The organism is Escherichia sp. E2562, from assembly GCF_005781075.1.
Taxonomy (GTDB): Bacteria; Pseudomonadota; Gammaproteobacteria; order Enterobacterales; family Enterobacteriaceae; genus Escherichia.
This window is the reverse complement of the sequence record NZ_VATM01000021.1, coordinates 75,588-91,314: the sequence shown is the minus strand read 5'-3', so window position 1 is coordinate 91,314 and position 15,727 is coordinate 75,588. Positions and strand designations below refer to the sequence as shown.

General features: G+C 48.4%; 16 protein-coding genes and 1 pseudogene. 11 read left to right on the top strand and 6 right to left on the bottom strand.

Translation table 11 applies throughout. The annotated features are described in order from the left end of the window. Positions 1-38: 38 nt before the first annotated feature. Together FEK43_RS20670 and aldB are read left to right on the top strand one after the other, a co-directional pair. Entirely contained in the window at positions 39-1,334 is a 1,296-nt protein-coding gene (locus FEK43_RS20670) for a Fic family protein (RefSeq protein WP_135408535.1), read from the top strand. A gap of 107 nt (positions 1,335-1,441) precedes the next feature. Further along, positions 1,442-2,980 (top strand): aldehyde dehydrogenase AldB, encoded by a 1,539-nt coding sequence (gene aldB, locus FEK43_RS20665; protein ID WP_001551836.1) that lies wholly within the window; start codon positions 1,442-1,444, stop codon positions 2,978-2,980. A gap of 40 nt (positions 2,981-3,020) precedes the next feature. On the opposite strand, the gene FEK43_RS20660 is transcribed toward aldB, so the two are convergent. Further along, entirely contained in the window at positions 3,021-4,100 is a 1,080-nt protein-coding gene (locus FEK43_RS20660) for a type I restriction endonuclease (protein WP_171020821.1), read from the bottom strand. A gap of 481 nt (positions 4,101-4,581) precedes the next feature. On the opposite strand from FEK43_RS20660, the gene FEK43_RS20650 reads away from it, so the two are divergent. Continuing rightward, positions 4,582-4,767, top strand: coding sequence for a type II toxin-antitoxin system HicA family toxin (locus FEK43_RS20650; RefSeq protein WP_130206652.1), 186 nt, complete (start codon positions 4,582-4,584; stop codon positions 4,765-4,767). A 16-nt stretch (positions 4,768-4,783) separates the two neighbouring features. Beyond that, on the top strand, positions 4,784-5,194 hold the full coding sequence (locus FEK43_RS20645) for a type II toxin-antitoxin system HicB family antitoxin (RefSeq protein WP_130206650.1): 411 nt from the start codon (positions 4,784-4,786) through the stop codon (positions 5,192-5,194). Here FEK43_RS20645 and FEK43_RS20640 read toward each other — a convergent pair. Then, on the bottom strand, positions 5,191-5,505 hold the full coding sequence (locus FEK43_RS20640; RefSeq protein WP_135408538.1) for a hypothetical protein: 315 nt from the start codon (positions 5,503-5,505) through the stop codon (positions 5,191-5,193). The two genes, FEK43_RS20645 and FEK43_RS20640, sit on opposite strands and share 4 nt — an antisense overlap. Positions 5,506-5,687: 182 nt before the next feature. Between FEK43_RS20640 and FEK43_RS20635 the strand changes: the two genes are divergently transcribed. Both FEK43_RS20635 and FEK43_RS20630 read left to right on the top strand, forming a co-directional pair. Beyond that, positions 5,688-6,011 (top strand): DUF3302 domain-containing protein, encoded by a 324-nt coding sequence (locus FEK43_RS20635; protein ID WP_130206646.1) that lies wholly within the window; start codon positions 5,688-5,690, stop codon positions 6,009-6,011. 5 nt (positions 6,012-6,016) lie between these two features. After that, positions 6,017-7,152, top strand: a pseudogene (locus FEK43_RS20630) (HlyD family secretion protein). Here FEK43_RS20630 and FEK43_RS20625 read toward each other — a convergent pair. Continuing rightward, positions 7,149-8,123 (bottom strand): LysR family transcriptional regulator, encoded by a 975-nt coding sequence (locus tag FEK43_RS20625; protein ID WP_130206642.1) that lies wholly within the window; start codon positions 8,121-8,123, stop codon positions 7,149-7,151. The pseudogene FEK43_RS20630 and the gene FEK43_RS20625 sit on opposite strands and share 4 nt — an antisense overlap. A 124-nt stretch (positions 8,124-8,247) precedes the next feature. On the opposite strand from FEK43_RS20625, the gene FEK43_RS20620 reads away from it, so the two are divergent. From FEK43_RS20620 to kdgT, 3 genes are all read left to right on the top strand, one after another. After that, the gene (locus FEK43_RS20620; RefSeq protein ID WP_130206640.1) at positions 8,248-8,988 is read left to right on the top strand and encodes a MipA/OmpV family protein; all 741 of its coding nucleotides are present in this window, start codon (positions 8,248-8,250) and stop codon (positions 8,986-8,988) included. Positions 8,989-9,144: 156 nt separating this feature from the next. Continuing rightward, positions 9,145-9,765, top strand: coding sequence for a superoxide dismutase [Mn] (sodA, locus tag FEK43_RS20615; protein WP_001361705.1), 621 nt, complete (start codon positions 9,145-9,147; stop codon positions 9,763-9,765). Positions 9,766-10,024: 259 nt separating this feature from the next. Then, the gene (kdgT, locus tag FEK43_RS20610) at positions 10,025-11,008 is read left to right on the top strand and encodes a 2-keto-3-deoxygluconate transporter (protein WP_130259279.1); all 984 of its coding nucleotides are present in this window, start codon (positions 10,025-10,027) and stop codon (positions 11,006-11,008) included. A 55-nt stretch (positions 11,009-11,063) separates the two neighbouring features. On the opposite strand, the gene FEK43_RS20605 is transcribed toward kdgT, so the two are convergent. Then, entirely contained in the window at positions 11,064-11,954 is an 891-nt protein-coding gene (locus FEK43_RS20605) for a dihydrodipicolinate synthase family protein (protein WP_130206636.1), read from the bottom strand. Positions 11,955-12,106: 152 nt separating this feature from the next. Between FEK43_RS20605 and yiiM the strand changes: the two genes are divergently transcribed. Then, positions 12,107-12,781: a 6-hydroxyaminopurine reductase gene (gene yiiM / locus FEK43_RS20600; RefSeq protein WP_135408541.1), complete on the top strand. Its 675-nt coding sequence runs from the start codon at positions 12,107-12,109 to the stop codon at positions 12,779-12,781. A 105-nt stretch (positions 12,782-12,886) separates the two neighbouring features. Here yiiM and cpxA read toward each other — a convergent pair whose 3' ends face one another. Together cpxA and cpxR are read right to left on the bottom strand one after the other, a co-directional pair. Beyond that, the gene (cpxA, locus tag FEK43_RS20595) at positions 12,887-14,260 is read right to left on the bottom strand and encodes an envelope stress sensor histidine kinase CpxA (protein ID WP_000580414.1); all 1,374 of its coding nucleotides are present in this window, start codon (positions 14,258-14,260) and stop codon (positions 12,887-12,889) included. Beyond that, on the bottom strand, positions 14,257-14,955 hold the full coding sequence (cpxR, locus tag FEK43_RS20590) for an envelope stress response regulator transcription factor CpxR (protein ID WP_130206632.1): 699 nt from the start codon (positions 14,953-14,955) through the stop codon (positions 14,257-14,259). Before cpxR ends, cpxA begins: the two co-directional genes overlap by 4 nt. A 148-nt stretch (positions 14,956-15,103) precedes the next feature. Between cpxR and cpxP the strand changes: the two genes are divergently transcribed. Further along, on the top strand, positions 15,104-15,604 hold the full coding sequence (cpxP, locus tag FEK43_RS20585) for a cell-envelope stress modulator CpxP (RefSeq protein ID WP_130206850.1): 501 nt from the start codon (positions 15,104-15,106) through the stop codon (positions 15,602-15,604). Positions 15,605-15,727 lie beyond the last annotated feature (123 nt).

Genomic DNA, 15,727 nt, shown 5'->3' with positions numbered 1-15,727 from the left:
TACACTATCTCAATATTGCGCTTTTTTGAGATAAGCAAATGGCTATCAAATCACCTCCCAGACTGATTCCTTTATCACACTTATCGGGTGAGGAACTCCAGGCCCACTTACGCTTTAACCGGGTTACCGATGAAAAAGGACGTTATCTGCCTTTTGATGAGTTGCAGTACCGCATCAAAAAAGGGGAAAACATTGAAGTGGCGTGGACGCTTACCCGGCTGGCGCGCAACGCGGCGATCCAGCGAATCAATTATTGCAATGAAGCGGGTGAGCAGGCCGGATTCAACATTACGCCAGTGATTGCAGAAGCGTGCGAGCTTGTCGACAAACATGCAACCGCGCTGGCGCTGAAAGATCAGACTGAACGGTTACGCGGGGCGGGCGCCGAGTTAAGCCAGTTACGCCTGGAAGAGCCGATTACCAGTTCCCAACTGGAAGGTGCGAATACCACGACGCTGGTGGCGAGAAAAATGCTGGAAACAGGGCGGGCGCCACGCACTGAAGACGAGTATATGATTGCGGGAAATGCCCGGCTGATGGCGGAAATTCCGCAATTACTCACAGAACCGCTGACACCTGCGCTTATACGTCAGTTACATGCTATTGGTATGGGGGGAATAAATGACGCGAAATATCGTCCGGGTGAATTTCGTGAAACAGATGATGTCGTGATCGCCGATTATGACGGCAATATTGTGCACCAACCGCCCGCTGCGGCATTGTTGCCGGAACGACTGGAAAAAGTTTGCCAGTGGTTAAACAGCCATGAAGGGTATATTCACCCGCTGGTCCGCGCCTGCATTCTGCATTTTATGCTGGCCCATGAACATCCGTTTCGCGATGGCAACGGGCGCACCAGTCGGGCGCTGTTTTACTGGTATATGCTGAAATCGGGCTACGATGTCTTTAAATATATTTCCATCAGCCGTTTGCTTCATGTTGCACCAGTCAAATATGCCTCCAGCTACCAGTACACTGAATCTGATGGTATGGATCTGACTTATTTCCTTGAATATCAGGCGGGTGTCATTAAACGTGCTATGCAAAACTGGCAGCAGCATATTGATGAAATTATGCAACGAAGCGCAAAACTTGACCGCCTATTGTTTAGTTCTGGTGTGCTTAGGCGACTGAATCCGCGTCAGGTGACACTTCTGAATGTGATGCTCGCCAATCCGGGGAAAGAGTACACAGTTTCTGAAACCAGCGCGAGTCTGGGCGTCTCTGATAATACAGCGCGAACTGATTTACGGACGATTGTTAAAGAAGGATTTGCGCAAGAGAAGAAAATTAATGACCAGCAAGTAGTGTACGTCGCACATTACCCGCTGTAGTCCTTGCCAGTAAATTCGTGATAGCCGTCGTAAAGCTGTTACCGACTGGCGAAGATTTCGCCAGTCACGTCTACCCTTGTTATACCTCACACCGCAAGGAGACGATCATGACCAACAATCCCCCTTCAGCACAGATTAAGCCCGGCGAGTATGGTTTTCCCCTCAAGTTAAAAACCCGCTATGACAACTTTATTGGCGGCGAGTGGGTCGCGCCCGCCGATGGCGAGTATTACCAGAACCTGACGCCGGTAACCGGGCAGTTGTTGTGCGAAGTGGCGTCTTCGGGCAAACGAGATATCGATCTGGCGCTGGATGCTGCGCATAAAGTGAAAGATAAATGGGCGCATACCTCGGTGCAGGATCGCGCAGCGATTCTGTTTAAGATTGCCGATCGGATGGAGCAGAACCTCGAGCTGTTAGCGACGGCTGAAACCTGGGATAACGGCAAACCCATTCGCGAAACCAGTGCTGCCGATGTGCCGCTGGCGATTGACCATTTCCGCTATTTCGCCTCGTGTATTCGGGCGCAGGAAGGCGGGATCAGTGAAGTTGATAGCGAAACCGTGGCTTATCACTTCCACGAACCGTTAGGTGTGGTGGGGCAGATTATCCCGTGGAACTTCCCGCTGCTGATGGCGAGCTGGAAAATGGCTCCCGCGCTGGCGGCGGGCAACTGCGTGGTGCTGAAACCCGCACGACTTACCCCGCTTTCTGTACTGCTGCTAATGGAAATCGTCGGTGATTTACTGCCGCCGGGCGTGGTGAACGTGGTCAACGGTGCGGGCGGCGAAATTGGCGAATATCTGGCGACTTCAAAACGTATTGCCAAAGTGGCATTTACTGGCTCAACGGAAGTGGGTCAGCAGATTATGCAGTACGCCACGCAAAACATTATTCCAGTGACGCTGGAGCTGGGCGGTAAATCGCCCAATATCTTCTTTGCTGACGTGATGGATGAAGAAGATGCCTTTTTCGATAAGGCGCTGGAAGGCTTTGCATTGTTTGCTTTTAACCAGGGCGAAGTCTGTACCTGCCCAAGCCGTGCTTTAGTGCAGGAGTCTATCTACGAACGCTTCATGGAACGCGCCATCCGCCGTGTTGAAAGTATTCGTAGCGGTAACCCGCTCGACAGCGTGACACAAATGGGCGCGCAGGTATCTCACGGGCAACTGGAAACCATCCTCAATTACATTGATATCGGTAAAAAAGAGGGCGCAGATGTGCTCACCGGCGGGCGGCGCAAGTTGCTGGAAGGCGAGCTGAAAGATGGTTACTACCTTGAACCGACTATCCTGTTTGGTCAGAACAATATGCGTGTTTTCCAGGAAGAAATATTTGGCCCGGTGCTGGCGGTAACCACCTTTAAAACGATGGACGAGGCGCTGGAGCTGGCGAACGACACACAATATGGCCTGGGTGCAGGTGTCTGGAGTCGTAACGGCAATCTGGCCTATAAGATGGGGCGCGGCATTCAGGCCGGGCGCGTGTGGACCAACTGTTATCATGCCTACCCGGCACACGCAGCGTTTGGCGGCTACAAACAGTCGGGCATCGGACGCGAAACCCATAAGATGATGCTGGAGCATTATCAGCAAACCAAGTGTCTGCTGGTGAGCTACTCGGATAAACCGTTGGGGCTGTTCTGATGTTTTAGGCAGGCAACATTAATTGTTGCCTGCCTATGTTTTAGTTGTATAAAGCGGCAGTCGCTTTTAACTCATCGCTGAAAGAATAAATATCATCGAGAGATTCAATAGGATGGCGGGTTTCGTTTTTCTCTAAGTCAAATAGGCCAATATATTTTTGATTTCGATTGAAATGTAATCTACAGAGTGGCTTTCGATTATTGTCATCTACAAGTATACCAAAATAGCTTTTTGTATCTCTGTGGACTATTCGTGGTGCATCAAGCACTACGCGAACTATAGCTTTAACAATATGAAATCCTTCAAGCTCCTCCATAGTAGTAGCAATATCGGTTTCTTCTTTATTAATACATTCTACTTCTTCATTGTGTGAATTCGAATCAATTACAGATAATGAACCACCACCTATTGCCGATTTCAATCTTTCGTTTATTTGAGAGTTAATATATTGATTGGCAGCTTTCTTTGTTAATTTTGCAAATGTATCTTTTACTTTTTGTGTTAACATACCTTCATAAATTCTTGCTGCAAAGAATTTTACAAAATCCTCTTCAGGATTATTCATTTGTGTATGGAGAACTTTTTTAATTAAACTAACATATTTTAATTCACCTGCAGCGTTAATTATTGATTCCAAATCAAATGCTGATTTAGTAAGTTTCTTTATCTCGGGAACAACTGTTTCATCTAAGTCAAGTAGATCTATCTCAAGAAATGGTTTTTCATCCATTTTATTAGGCGCTTCTAAATCAGTAAAAAATTTATAAACTTGTCCATTGGTTAGAATAGATATTCTTGCATTTGTTACATGGAAGTATCGAAAAAGCTGTGAAGCGTGATTTATATTTAGAGGATCGCCGATTTTTTTGCATTCAATGAGAATCTGAACCTCACCACTTTTTAAGATCGCATAGTCAATCTTTTCACCTTTCTTCGTTCCAATATCGCATACAAACTCTGGGATAACTTCGGTAGGATCAAAGACATCATAACCTAACACATTGTTAATGAACGGAATTACGAAAGCATTTTTGGTAGCCTCCTCAGTTTCAATGACCCCGGCTTGTTGTTTTATTTTTGCGGATAATGAATTCAGCTTATCTATAAACTCCATAGACATTATAACTCCTTTTATATATTTAATAAAAATGCGTTTTATAAAAATATAGAAAATATTTATATATTAACGCGTTATCATTGATCATACTTAATGTATAACACACAAAAAATAATGTTTGCACATTGTAAATACAATGGTGAAACAAGCTTGATATTTATCAAGGAAATAAAACAATGTCTGTTATTCTTTTATTGGTTATTTTAAACGTTCTATGAATAAGAGTTGGAGCTATAGCAAGACTGGCTTCGATATCGCATGGATAATCTAATACAAGGTTTTTTAACGCCTAATACTATGAGTTATACGTAAATTGCGAGTCTCCTCGCATTTTTTCAACAAGTTACTGCACGTGGTTATTCTTCTTCCGAGCGACATTCCTGAATCAATTTTAGCCACCTGACGGCCTCTATAAATCGCGCTATCGTGATTGCTATCGCTAATTATATGCGTATCGTATGTATAATCATGGAAGGACAGGGATGTGAAAAGTGCAGACGTGATCGCCATCCTGAAACAGCATGGCTGGGAACATATTCGAACCCGCGGCAGTCATCATCAGTTTCGCCATCCTGTTCATCCGGGCCTGGTGACGGTCCCGCATCCTAAAAAAGATATTAAGCTAGGTACGCTGGCACAAATTGAGCGTCAGGCTGGTTTAACATTTTAAAATTTCAGGAGGCAATATGTTTTATCCCGCCTATATCCATAGCGATTCCGACGGTAGCGCCAGCGGTTTTTTCCCTGATGTTCCTGGCTGTTATTTTGCCGGGGATACGCTTGATGACGCTTTCCAGGATGCGCGAAGTGCACTGGTCGCACACTTTGAAACCTTGTGCGAGATGAATGAAGAGTTGCCTCTTCCTGGCTCCGTAGACGAACATCTGGCTCAGCAGGCACAGGACTTTATTGGCGGGCAATGGTTGCTGGTGGATATCAATATGAATCAGTTCGAAGGTCGGGCTGAACGTATCAATATTACGATGCCGAAAAGGTTACTGAACAAGATTGATACCTACGTGCGCAATAACCCAGACTACGCCAACAGAAGTGCATTTCTGGCAGAAGCTGCCCGGCGTGTTTTGCCAGGAGTTTAATCTCGTGTTTCGATGGTGAGCGGGCGAACCAGGCTGTACAACCACAAACCAAAACAAGCGATAGTGCCAATCATCACGGTGAGGAACACACTGACTGACAGGCCTGCAAGCATTCCTGCGGGCAGGGCCAGCAGGCCGTGGATTACGGTGTCGTTCCATCTGACCTGATCGTAGCCAAACATGCCTAAAACGCCGCAAACCAGGCCGTAAATCACCATTGGTGTTCCGAGACCAATCAATAATAAACGGTAGATAATTGAAGGTTTAATACGCTTAATCTGTACTGTGGATGTTTCACTGGAGTTATTCATTAGTTTGGCCAATAGTTCCATTATTTCAATATGATAAGCCTCGACCTGTTTAAAAGCCAGGCAGCACATTTCAGAAAGTATATAAAAAACAATATGTCGTTATATAAATAAGCAAATTGCACTGCATCATGGCATTTCATAATATGCGTTAATTGTTCTTTTTTATATTCTCTGAGGGAAATATGTTTCTGGATTATTTTGCACTGGGAGTGCTTATTTTTGTATTCCTGGTAATCTTCTATGGGATTATTATTTTACATGATATTCCCTACCTGATAGCGAAAAAACGCAACCATCCTCATGCCGATGCCATTCATGTTGCCGGTTGGGTGAGTTTGTTTACGCTGCACGTTATCTGGCCCTTTTTGTGGATTTGGGCCACGCTTTACCGCCCGGAGCGGGGATGGGGAATGCAAAGCCATGATTCATCCGTTATGCAACTACAACAGCGCATTGCCGGGCTGGAGAAACAGCTCGCCGACATGAAAGCTCCTTCTGCCGAGTAATATTTATGGATTTACTGATTATTTTGACCTATGTGCTTTCGCATGGGCAATGTTTAAGATTTTTAAAATTCCCGTGAATAAATGGACCATCCCTACTGCGGCACTGGGCGGCATATTTATTGTCAGCGGCTTAATTCTATTAATGAACTATAACCATCCATACACCTTTAAAGCGCAAAAAGCGGTTATTTCCATTCCGGTTGTTCCGCAGGTGACGGGTGTAGTAATTGAAGTGACGGACAAGAAAAATACGCTGATTAAAAAAGGCGAAGTGCTATTTCGACTGGATCCGACGCGTTATCAGGCGCGGGTGGATCGGCTGATGGCGGATATCGTCACCGCAGAACATAAGCAGCGGGCATTGGGGGCAGAGTTAGATGAGATGGCGGCGAATACCCAGCAGGCAAAGGCCACACGGGATAAATTTGCCAAAGAGTACCAGCGTTACGCACGCGGCAGCCAGGCGAAAGTAAATCCGTTTTCAGAACGGGATATCGATGTGGCGCGGCAAAACTATCTGGCGCAGGAAGCCTCAGTGAAGTCATCGGCGGCGGAACAAAAACAGATCCAGAGCCAACTGGATAGCCTGGTGTTGGGGGAACATTCTCAAATCGCCAGCCTGAAAGCGCAGCTTGCGGAAGCAAAATATAACCTTGAGCAGACGGTAGTGCGTGCGCCGAGCGACGGTTACGTGACTCAGGTACTGATTCGTGCAGGAACGTATGCCGCGTCGCTGCCGCTGCGTCCGGTAATGGTGTTTATACCCGATCAGAAACGACAAATTGTGGCGCAGTTCCGCCAGAACTCCTTGCTGCGCCTGGCCCCCGGCGATGATGCGGAAGTGGTGTTTAATGCCCTGCCTGGTAAGGTCTTCAGCGGTAAGCTGGCAGCCATCAGTCCAGCTGTTCCTGGCGGGGCTTATCAGTCGACCGGCACTTTACAGTCCTTAAATACAGCACCAGGTTCTGATGGCGTTATCGCGACCATTGAGCTGGATGAGCATACTGATTTGAGCGCATTACCAGACGGTATTTACGCCCAGGTGGCGGTCTATTCCGATCATTTCAGCCATGTTTCGGTTATGCGCAAAGTGCTGTTACGCATGACCAGCTGGGTGCATTACCTTTATCTCGACCACTAATCTTTGTTTTCCGCCGCTTGTTCAGGCCGCAGTTGCTGCGACTGGGCAAGCTGGTGGCGAATTTCACGCAGCATCTCGTCCAACACATACTGGACCCGCCAGGGCTGGTATTCCCGTTTACGGAAGATAGCCACCAGATCCAGCCACCATTCATACGGTTGCTGAAAGCAGGGGATCAGCGTGCCGTCTTGCAGGTCGCTCTGCACACTTTTGTCTGGCGCAAACACTATCCCCAGGTGATTTCGCGCCAGCTCCAGCGCCGACTGAGTATTGTCACAGACGTAATTTCCCTTAACACGATAATCACGTACTTCTTTACTTCCGGCGACGTTGAAGCGCCAGATATTCGCGTCATCGATCATCATCGAGTCGATCAAAATACAGGAGTGATGTTCAAGTTCGTCTGGTCGGCTAATGGGGTGTTTCTCAAGATAAGTTTGGCTGGCATAGGCGGTTACTGCATATTGCGTAATAAAACTGGCAACCAGCGATTCATCTTTTGGTGGCGCGTAGCTGATTAAAACATCACAATCATCGGGAAATTCGACACCTTCATAAAAGGCGTTGCGCTCAAGATTGCAGGTTTTTAGCGATAAGGTGATTTCACCGATATCTTTAATTTTGTCGATAACGTGTTTGGATAAATAGGTAATAATGCCAGTTGGTGCGTAGATGGTAACCCGACCACGTTTCTCATGCTTATAATCTGCAATAAAATTATTAAGCTGCTCGTTTCTGTCGAGCATATCATTAATGTACGGTAATAGCGCGGTTCCAAAAGGCGTCAGCATCAATTGCCGTGTGGTTCTGTCAAAGACTTTTAAGCCCACTTTTGATTCAAAATCAGCAAGATATTTACTGACATTGGCCTGCGCGATGCCAAGCACGGTGGCAGCATGGCTGATATTTTCACTGGCAGCGATTACCGAGATAATTTTTAACTCCCGGTACTTGAGTTGTAATTTTGTCATCGCAACAGTCCAATTTATATATAATTTTATATATTACTATATAAATATGAATCTTGCACCGGAGAAATTGTAAGTATTACTATGCCGACTCTTTTTTATCTTAATTTAAAATGGAATGTCGGACATGTTAATTAACCGCAATATTGTGGCGTTATTTTTTATGCCTTTTATGGCAAGTGCAACTGCCGCAGAATTATCCGTTGGTGCTGGCGCAGTTTATAATGAATCGCCTTATCGCGGTTATAATGAAAATACCAAAGCAATTCCGCTGATCAGTTATGAGGGCGATTCTTTTTATGTCCGCCAGACGACGTTAGGTTTTATTCTGTCGCAAAGTGAAAAAAATGAACTTAGCCTGACTGCATCCTGGATGCCGCTGGAATTTGATCCTGCCGATAATGACGACCATGCTATGCAACAACTCGATAAGCGTGACAGTACGGCAATGGCGGGAGTTGCCTGGTATCACCATGAGCGTTGGGGGACCGTGAAAGCTTCTGCGGCAGCTGATGTTCTGGATAACAGTAACGGTTGGGTAGGTGAGTTATCGTTATTCCACAAAATGCAGATAGGTCGCCTGTCGCTGACACCTGCTCTTGGCGTTCTCTATTATGACGAGAATTTCAGTGACTATTACTATGGCATTTCAGAGAGCGAGTCTCGTCGCAGCGGTCTGGCGAGTTATACCGCGCAGGATGCCTGGGTGCCTTATGTCAGCCTGACGGCAAAATACCCCATCGGAGAACACGTCGTATTAATGGCGAGTGCCGGATACAGTGAGCTGCCAGAAGAGATCACTAACAGCCCAATGATTGACCGTAATGAAAGTTTTACTTTTGTCACCGGCGTGAGTTGGCGTTTTTAATTGACTGGGTAGAAAAACTGACCGGAATCATCTCGGGCATTCCCCTATGAAAAGTACGGCATTGATAATCATTTTCAATATCATTTAATTAACTATAATGAACCAACTGCTTACGCGGCATTAACAATCGGCCGCCCGACAATACTGGAGATGAATATGAGCTATACCCTGCCATCCCTGCCGTATGCTTACGATGCCCTGGAACCGCACTTCGATAAGCAGACTATGGAAATCCACCACACCAAACACCATCAGACCTACGTCAACAACGCCAACGCGGCGCTGGAAAGCCTGCCAGAATTCGCTAACCTGCCGGTTGAAGAGCTGATCACCAAACTGGACCAGCTGCCAGCAGACAAAAAAACCGTTCTGCGCAACAACGCTGGCGGTCACGCTAACCACAGTCTGTTCTGGAAAGGTCTGAAAAAAGGCACCACCCTGCAGGGCGATCTGAAAGCGGCTATCGAACGTGATTTCGGTTCCGTTGATAACTTCAAAGCAGAATTTGAAAAAGCGGCAGCTTCCCGCTTTGGTTCCGGCTGGGCATGGCTGGTGCTGAAAGGCGATAAACTGGCGGTGGTTTCTACTGCTAACCAGGACTCCCCGCTGATGGGCGAAGCCATTTCTGGCGCTTCCGGCTTCCCGATTGTGGGTCTGGATGTGTGGGAACACGCTTACTACCTGAAATTCCAGAACCGTCGTCCGGACTACATCAAAGAGTTCTGGAACGTAGTGAACTGGGATGAAGCTGCGGCACGTTTCGCGGCGAAAAAATAATCGCATCTTGCCTGCTGCAATGAGGCGTTTACGCCTCTTGTCAGCATAAAAAACAAACCATCGTGCATAACGGTGGTTTTTTTGTGATCAATTTCAAAAGAAAAACAATGATCCTATAAAATTAAAACGACGTTTCAATTGGTGTGGTGTTGATCACTTTTATTGCTATGATGAATGTCTATCTTCGTTTCCATCAACACTGATGCTCCGTTAAGGAACTTCGCATCAGCCTATAAAAATATGCCAACAGGTGATGGAAATGCAGATAAAACGCACGATAGAGAAAATCCCGGGGGGGATGATGCTCATCCCGCTGTTCCTTGGCGCACTGTGTCATACCTTCTCGCCGGGGGCGGGGAAATATTTTGGATCATTCACCAACGGGATGATTACTGGCACGGTGCCAATTCTGGCGGTGTGGTTTTTCTGCATGGGGGCGTCTATCAAATTAAGCGCGACGGGAACAGTGTTGCGTAAATCCGGTACGCTGGTGGTAACCAAAATTGCCGTTGCGTGGGTGGTTGCGGCCATTGCTTCGCGCATTATTCCTGAGCACGGTGTCGAAGTTGGATTTTTTGCCGGGCTTTCAACGCTGGCGCTGGTGGCGGCAATGGACATGACCAACGGCGGTCTGTATGCCTCTATCATGCAACAGTACGGCACCAAAGAAGAGGCCGGGGCATTTGTGTTGATGTCGCTGGAATCTGGTCCGCTAATGACGATGATTATTCTGGGAACCGCCGGGATTGCTTCGTTTGAACCGCATGTTTTCGTTGGCGCAGTGTTGCCGTTCCTGGTGGGCTTCGCGCTGGGGAACCTTGATTCTGAATTGCGCGAGTTTTTTAGCAAAGCGGTGCAGACGCTGATTCCGTTCTTTGCCTTCGCGCTGGGCAATACCATTGATTTAACCGTGATTGCCCAGACCGGTTTGTTGGGGATCCTGTTGGGCGTGGCGGTGATTATCGTGACCGGTATTCCGTTGATTATTGCCGATAAATTGATTGGCGGTGGCGATGGCACCGCCGGAATTGCCGCCTCCAGTTCTGCCGGGGCCGCAGTGGCAACGCCGGTACTGATTGCGGAAATGATCCCGGCCTTTAAACCGATGGCGCCTGCGGCAACTTCGTTGGTGGCGACGGCGGTAATTGTGACGTCGATTCTGGTGCCAATTCTTACCTCTGTCTGGTCACGTAAAGCCAAAGCCAGAGTGGCGAAGATCGAAATTCTGGGTACGGTGAAATAACCTCTCTTATTCCATATCATCGCCGGATGAATTGACGTTCATCCGGCGTTTTACCTTAAATAACAAATACCTCATCAATCGTCCGACATTCGCTTTCTGTTAACTCCCCACCGGCATTGCGCGACACTCCTGTGCAGTAACCAAACTTACGTGATACCACCGTCTTGATGGTAGTGACAAAATCTTCACCGATGGCGTAGATGGACATATAAGTACCAATCTGTTGCTGAATATCTTGTAAAGCTGCCAGGTCGCCGCGTTTGAAGGCTTCGCGGGCTCCGACAAACAGCTCTGGCATAACGTTATTTAAGCCAGAGATTATCCCCGCGCCGCCAGCCAGCAAATTAGGAATGTAATACTCGTCATACCCCGAAAGCACCGCAAAATCAGGACGCACAGCCTGAGTTGCCTGAATCATGCTGCGGGTGTGTGACTGGCAATCGACAGTATCTTTAATTCCGGCAAACTCAGGAAACTCACTCGCCAGTGTGGCGACCAGGTCTGGGGTTAAATCACAACCGGTCCGCGCCGGGAAGTTATATGCGAACCATTTGCCCTGTAATTCGCGACCCAGGTGACGGAAATAGCTTAATAATTGCTTTGCCGTTTGGCTGTAGTAGTAAGGCGGGAGGATCATCACCGCATCGTAGCCAACGCGATACGCTTCTTGCGCCATAACCAGCACATCATGTGTGCATGTGGATGAGACGTTGGCCACCATTTTTAGCTTGCTCATGGCTCGTGCTTCACGAATAAGCATGAGCCTCTCTTCCAGGGTGAAGGAGGCAAACTCACCAATGCTTCCCATTAGCAATATCACATCGATATTAGCGTCAGTGAGTCGCTGCAGATGCTGCTTCAATCCGTTAAGGTCTATATTCCCGTCTTTATCCATCGGCGTGATGGAAGGACACCAGACGCCAGAAAACAGTGATTTATCAGCCACGCTGTAAACTCCTCATAATGAAATGGTGTTTCAAAAACATCTCATTGATAACATGTCTACAGTTTTGTCATGTGAACCGTGCTCTCATTTTGCGCGCCTGACGTAAAATAAATATGGTCTAATGGGGAAATTTCTCGGTGGAGAGGGAACAGATGCGATATCCGGTTGATGTATACACAGGCAACATTCGGGATTATCCGGAAAGCCGTCCAAGTGCAATTGCGAAAATCCAGGTCGATGGCGAGTTAATGTTGACAGAACTGGGGCTGGAAGGCGACGAACAGGCAGAGAAAAAGATTCACGGTGGGCCGGACAGGGCGCTGTGTCATTATCCTCGCGAGCATTATCTCTACTGGGCGCGGGAATTTCCGGAACAGGCAGAGTTGTTTGTTGCACCTGCGTTTGGTGAAAACCTCTCAACCGACGGTCTGACGGAAAATAATGTTTATATTGGCGATATTTTCCGCTGGGGAGAGGCGTTGATTCAGGTCACCCAGCCGCGCTCTCCGTGCTACAAACTCAATTACCACTTTGATATCAGTGATATAGCTCAGTTGATGCAAAACACGGGTAAAGTCGGCTGGCTGTATAGCGTGATTGCGTCGGGGCTGGTATCTGCTGATGCGCCGCTGGAGTTGGTTTCCCGCGTTAGCGATGTGACCGTGCAAGAGGCTGCCGCCATCGCATGGCATATGCCGTTTGATGATGAGCAGTATCACCGCTTGCTTTCCGCAGCCGGGCTATCGAAAAGCTGGACGCGGACGATGCAGAAACGCCGACTTAGCGGCAAGATTGAAGATAATTCGCGGCGGTTGTGGGGGAAATAACCCCCGGAGAGTAGGCCTGATAAGACGCTATCAGCGTCGCATCAGGCATCATGCTCAGACGCCGGATGCGGCGTAAACGCCTTATCCGATCTACAAAAGCGGAGTTTAACTCCGCTTATACAGCGGCAGCCAAATCACCAGACGTAAACCGCCCAGCGGGCTGTCTTCCGCTTTCACCCAACCACGGTGCTGCTGAATGGCGGTTTCGACAATCGCCAGCCCCAAACCTGTACCGCCAGATTCACGATCGCGCGCTTCATCTGTACGATAGAACGGGCGGAAAATCTGTTCGCGATCTTCCGGGCTAACGCCAGGACCATCGTCGTCCACCGTAATGGTGATACCGTCTTTATCTACCGCAAAGCCCACTTCAATCTTCGTATGGGAATAACGCAGAGCATTACGCACAATGTTTTCCAGCGCACTTTCCAGGGCGTTCGGGTTGCCGTACAGCGGCCACGGCCCTGGCGGGAAGTTAACCGTAAACGACTTGCCCATTTGTTCCGCTTCGAACGCCGCGTTATCCAGCACTTCGTTCCACAACTGGTTGGCTTTGATTGTCTCGCTCACCAGCGCGTTTTTCTGCTGATTACGCGACATTACCAACAGGTCGTTGATCATGCTGTCCAGACGCTGGGCTTCGGTTTCAATACGCTCCAGTTCCTTGCTTTCACCACTACGACGACGCAGTAACGCCGTACCCAGTTGCAGACGCGTCAGCGGCGTGCGCAGCTCGTGAGAGATATCAGAAAGCAGGCGCTGCTGGGAGGTCATCATGCGTTCCAGTGCGGTCACCATCTGGTTAAAACTGGCACCTGCGGCAAGAAATTCTTGTGGCCCCGCTTCCAGTTCCGGATGCTGGCGTAAGTTCCCCTGGGCAACTTCATCGGCAGCGTTTTTCAGCTTACGCGCCGGTTTTGCCAGGCTCCAGGCCAACCACAACAGCAGCGGCGTACTGACCAGCATGGTGACAATCAGCAGTAATAGCGGGCGGTCAAACAGTAAGTTTATGAAATCGGATTGAGAACTGCTGGCCGGGCGAATCAGATACAGTTGGTAATTATCTTCGCCATCACGCACGGAGAACGGACCCACCAGTTCCACGCGACCATACTTTTTCTTCTGCGGATGATCGGCGTTATCGGCCTGACCTATAAAGTTGCGAATGATCTGCATTTCGCTGCGTTCAGCGCCGATCACACGGCCTTCAGTGGTCACCAGTAATAAACGCTGGCCTGGTGGCGCCCACTTATCAATGGCCCGGAACAGGCGACGCCACCACATTAAATCGTTGGGTGGATCGTTCGCCAGTTCCGCTTCGACATGCTGCTCAATCATCAGCCCCTGACGCTGTTCGCTATCCAGAAGCTCGGTCATCTGGCGTGAATCGAGCTTGGGTAACATCAAAACCAGCATCAACACCAGCGCCAGCGTCAGCCAGAAGATGGCGAAGATGCGCGCGGTTAAGCTGCCTATCATGAAGCGGAAACCATCAGATAGCCGCGACCACGCAATGTTTTAAACCAAGGATGACCGTCTTTACGATCCGGCAGCTTACGACGCAGGTTGGAAATATGCATATCGATAGCACGGTCGAAAGGCGTCAGGCGTTTGCCCAGCACTTCCTGGCTTAAATGCTCGCGAGAAACCACCTGACCCAGATGCTGCGCCAGTAGGTAGAGCAGGGTAAATTCAGTACCGGTTAACTCCAGTGTTTGCCCGTCGAAGCTGGCTTCCTGACGGCCTGGATTCAGCACTAAGGCGTCAACTTCCAGCGTCGGCGAACCGTTATCGCTGTTCTGCTGTTGCTCGCTCCAGTGCGAACGGCGCAGGATCGCGCGAATACGCGCAACCAGTTCACGATCGTTAAACGGTTTCGGGAGATAGTCATCCGCACCCAGCTCAAGGCCGAGGACGCGATCAAGTTCACTGCCGCGAGCCGTCAACATAATGACTGGCGTCTGGTGTGTCTGGCGAAGCGCTTTCAGCGTATCGATACCATTTTTCTTCGGCATCATCACATCAAGCAAAAGTAAATCAATGCTGTCGTCCAGAAGAGCAAGCGCCTGTTCCCCATCGTGGGCAACAATCACGTTGAAGCCTTCCATCTCGAGCAGCTCCTTTAACAGGGATGTCAGCTCTCGGTCATCATCAACTAACAGGATTTTATTCATTGTTTAAATACCTCCGAGGCAGAAATTACGTCATCAGACGTCGCTAATCCATGACTTTACGTTGTTTTACACCCCCTGACGCATGTTTGCAGCCTGAATCGTAAACTCTCTATCGTTGAATCGCGACAGAAAGATTTGGGAGCAAATGATGCGCATAGTTACCGCTGCCGTCATGGCCTCAACGCTGGCAGTCAGTTCATTAAGCCACGCTGCTGAAGTCGGTTCAGGCGATAACTGGCATCCGGGAGAAGAACTTACGCAGCGCAGTACGCAGAGCCATATGTTCGACGGCATAAGTTTAACCGAACATCAGCGTCAGCAGATGCGAGATCTTATGCAACAGGCCCGGCACGAACAGCCACCTGTTAATGTTAGCGAACTGGAGACAATGCATCGCCTTGTCACCGCAGAAAATTTTGATGAAAACGCTGTGCGCGCACAGGCAGAAAAAATGGCGAACGAGCAAATAGCTCGTCAGGTTGAGATGGCAAAAGTCCGCAACCAAATGTATCGCCTGTTAACGCCGGAGCAGCAAGCGGTTTTAAACAAGAAACATCAACAACGAATGGAACAGTTGCGCGACGTGACGCAATGGCAAAAAAGTTCATCGTTGAAGCTATTGAGTAGTAGCAACTCACGTTCCCAGTAGTAAACCCTGTTTTCCTTGCCATAGACACCATCCCTGTCTTCCCCCACATGATGTGGGGGTTTTTTTTATCCGCAATTTGCCTGTTACTTGATGCATTGCAGATGATTTGCATCCGTTATACTA

Coding starts and splice junctions, on each gene's coding strand:
- cpxA (WP_000580414.1), bottom strand. CDS start 14,260: ATGATAGGCAGCTTAACCGCGCGCATCTTCGCCATCTTCTGGCTGACG.
- cpxP (WP_130206850.1), top strand. CDS start 15,104: ATGCGCATAGTTACCGCTGCCGTCATGGCCTCAACGCTGGCAGTCAGT.
- FEK43_RS20640 (WP_135408538.1), bottom strand. CDS start 5,505: ATGAATAACTCCAGTGAAACATCCACAGTACAGATTAAGCGTATTAAA.
- yiiM (WP_135408541.1), top strand. CDS start 12,107: ATGCGATATCCGGTTGATGTATACACAGGCAACATTCGGGATTATCCG.
- aldB (WP_001551836.1), top strand. CDS start 1,442: ATGACCAACAATCCCCCTTCAGCACAGATTAAGCCCGGCGAGTATGGT.
- FEK43_RS20625 (WP_130206642.1), bottom strand. CDS start 8,123: ATGACAAAATTACAACTCAAGTACCGGGAGTTAAAAATTATCTCGGTA.
- cpxR (WP_130206632.1), bottom strand. CDS start 14,955: ATGAATAAAATCCTGTTAGTTGATGATGACCGAGAGCTGACATCCCTG.
- kdgT (WP_130259279.1), top strand. CDS start 10,025: ATGCAGATAAAACGCACGATAGAGAAAATCCCGGGGGGGATGATGCTC.
- FEK43_RS20670 (WP_135408535.1), top strand. CDS start 39: ATGGCTATCAAATCACCTCCCAGACTGATTCCTTTATCACACTTATCG.
- FEK43_RS20620 (WP_130206640.1), top strand. CDS start 8,248: ATGTTAATTAACCGCAATATTGTGGCGTTATTTTTTATGCCTTTTATG.
- FEK43_RS20635 (WP_130206646.1), top strand. CDS start 5,688: ATGTTTCTGGATTATTTTGCACTGGGAGTGCTTATTTTTGTATTCCTG.
- sodA (WP_001361705.1), top strand. CDS start 9,145: ATGAGCTATACCCTGCCATCCCTGCCGTATGCTTACGATGCCCTGGAA.
- FEK43_RS20660 (WP_171020821.1), bottom strand. CDS start 4,100: ATGTCTATGGAGTTTATAGATAAGCTGAATTCATTATCCGCAAAAATA.
- FEK43_RS20645 (WP_130206650.1), top strand. CDS start 4,784: ATGTTTTATCCCGCCTATATCCATAGCGATTCCGACGGTAGCGCCAGC.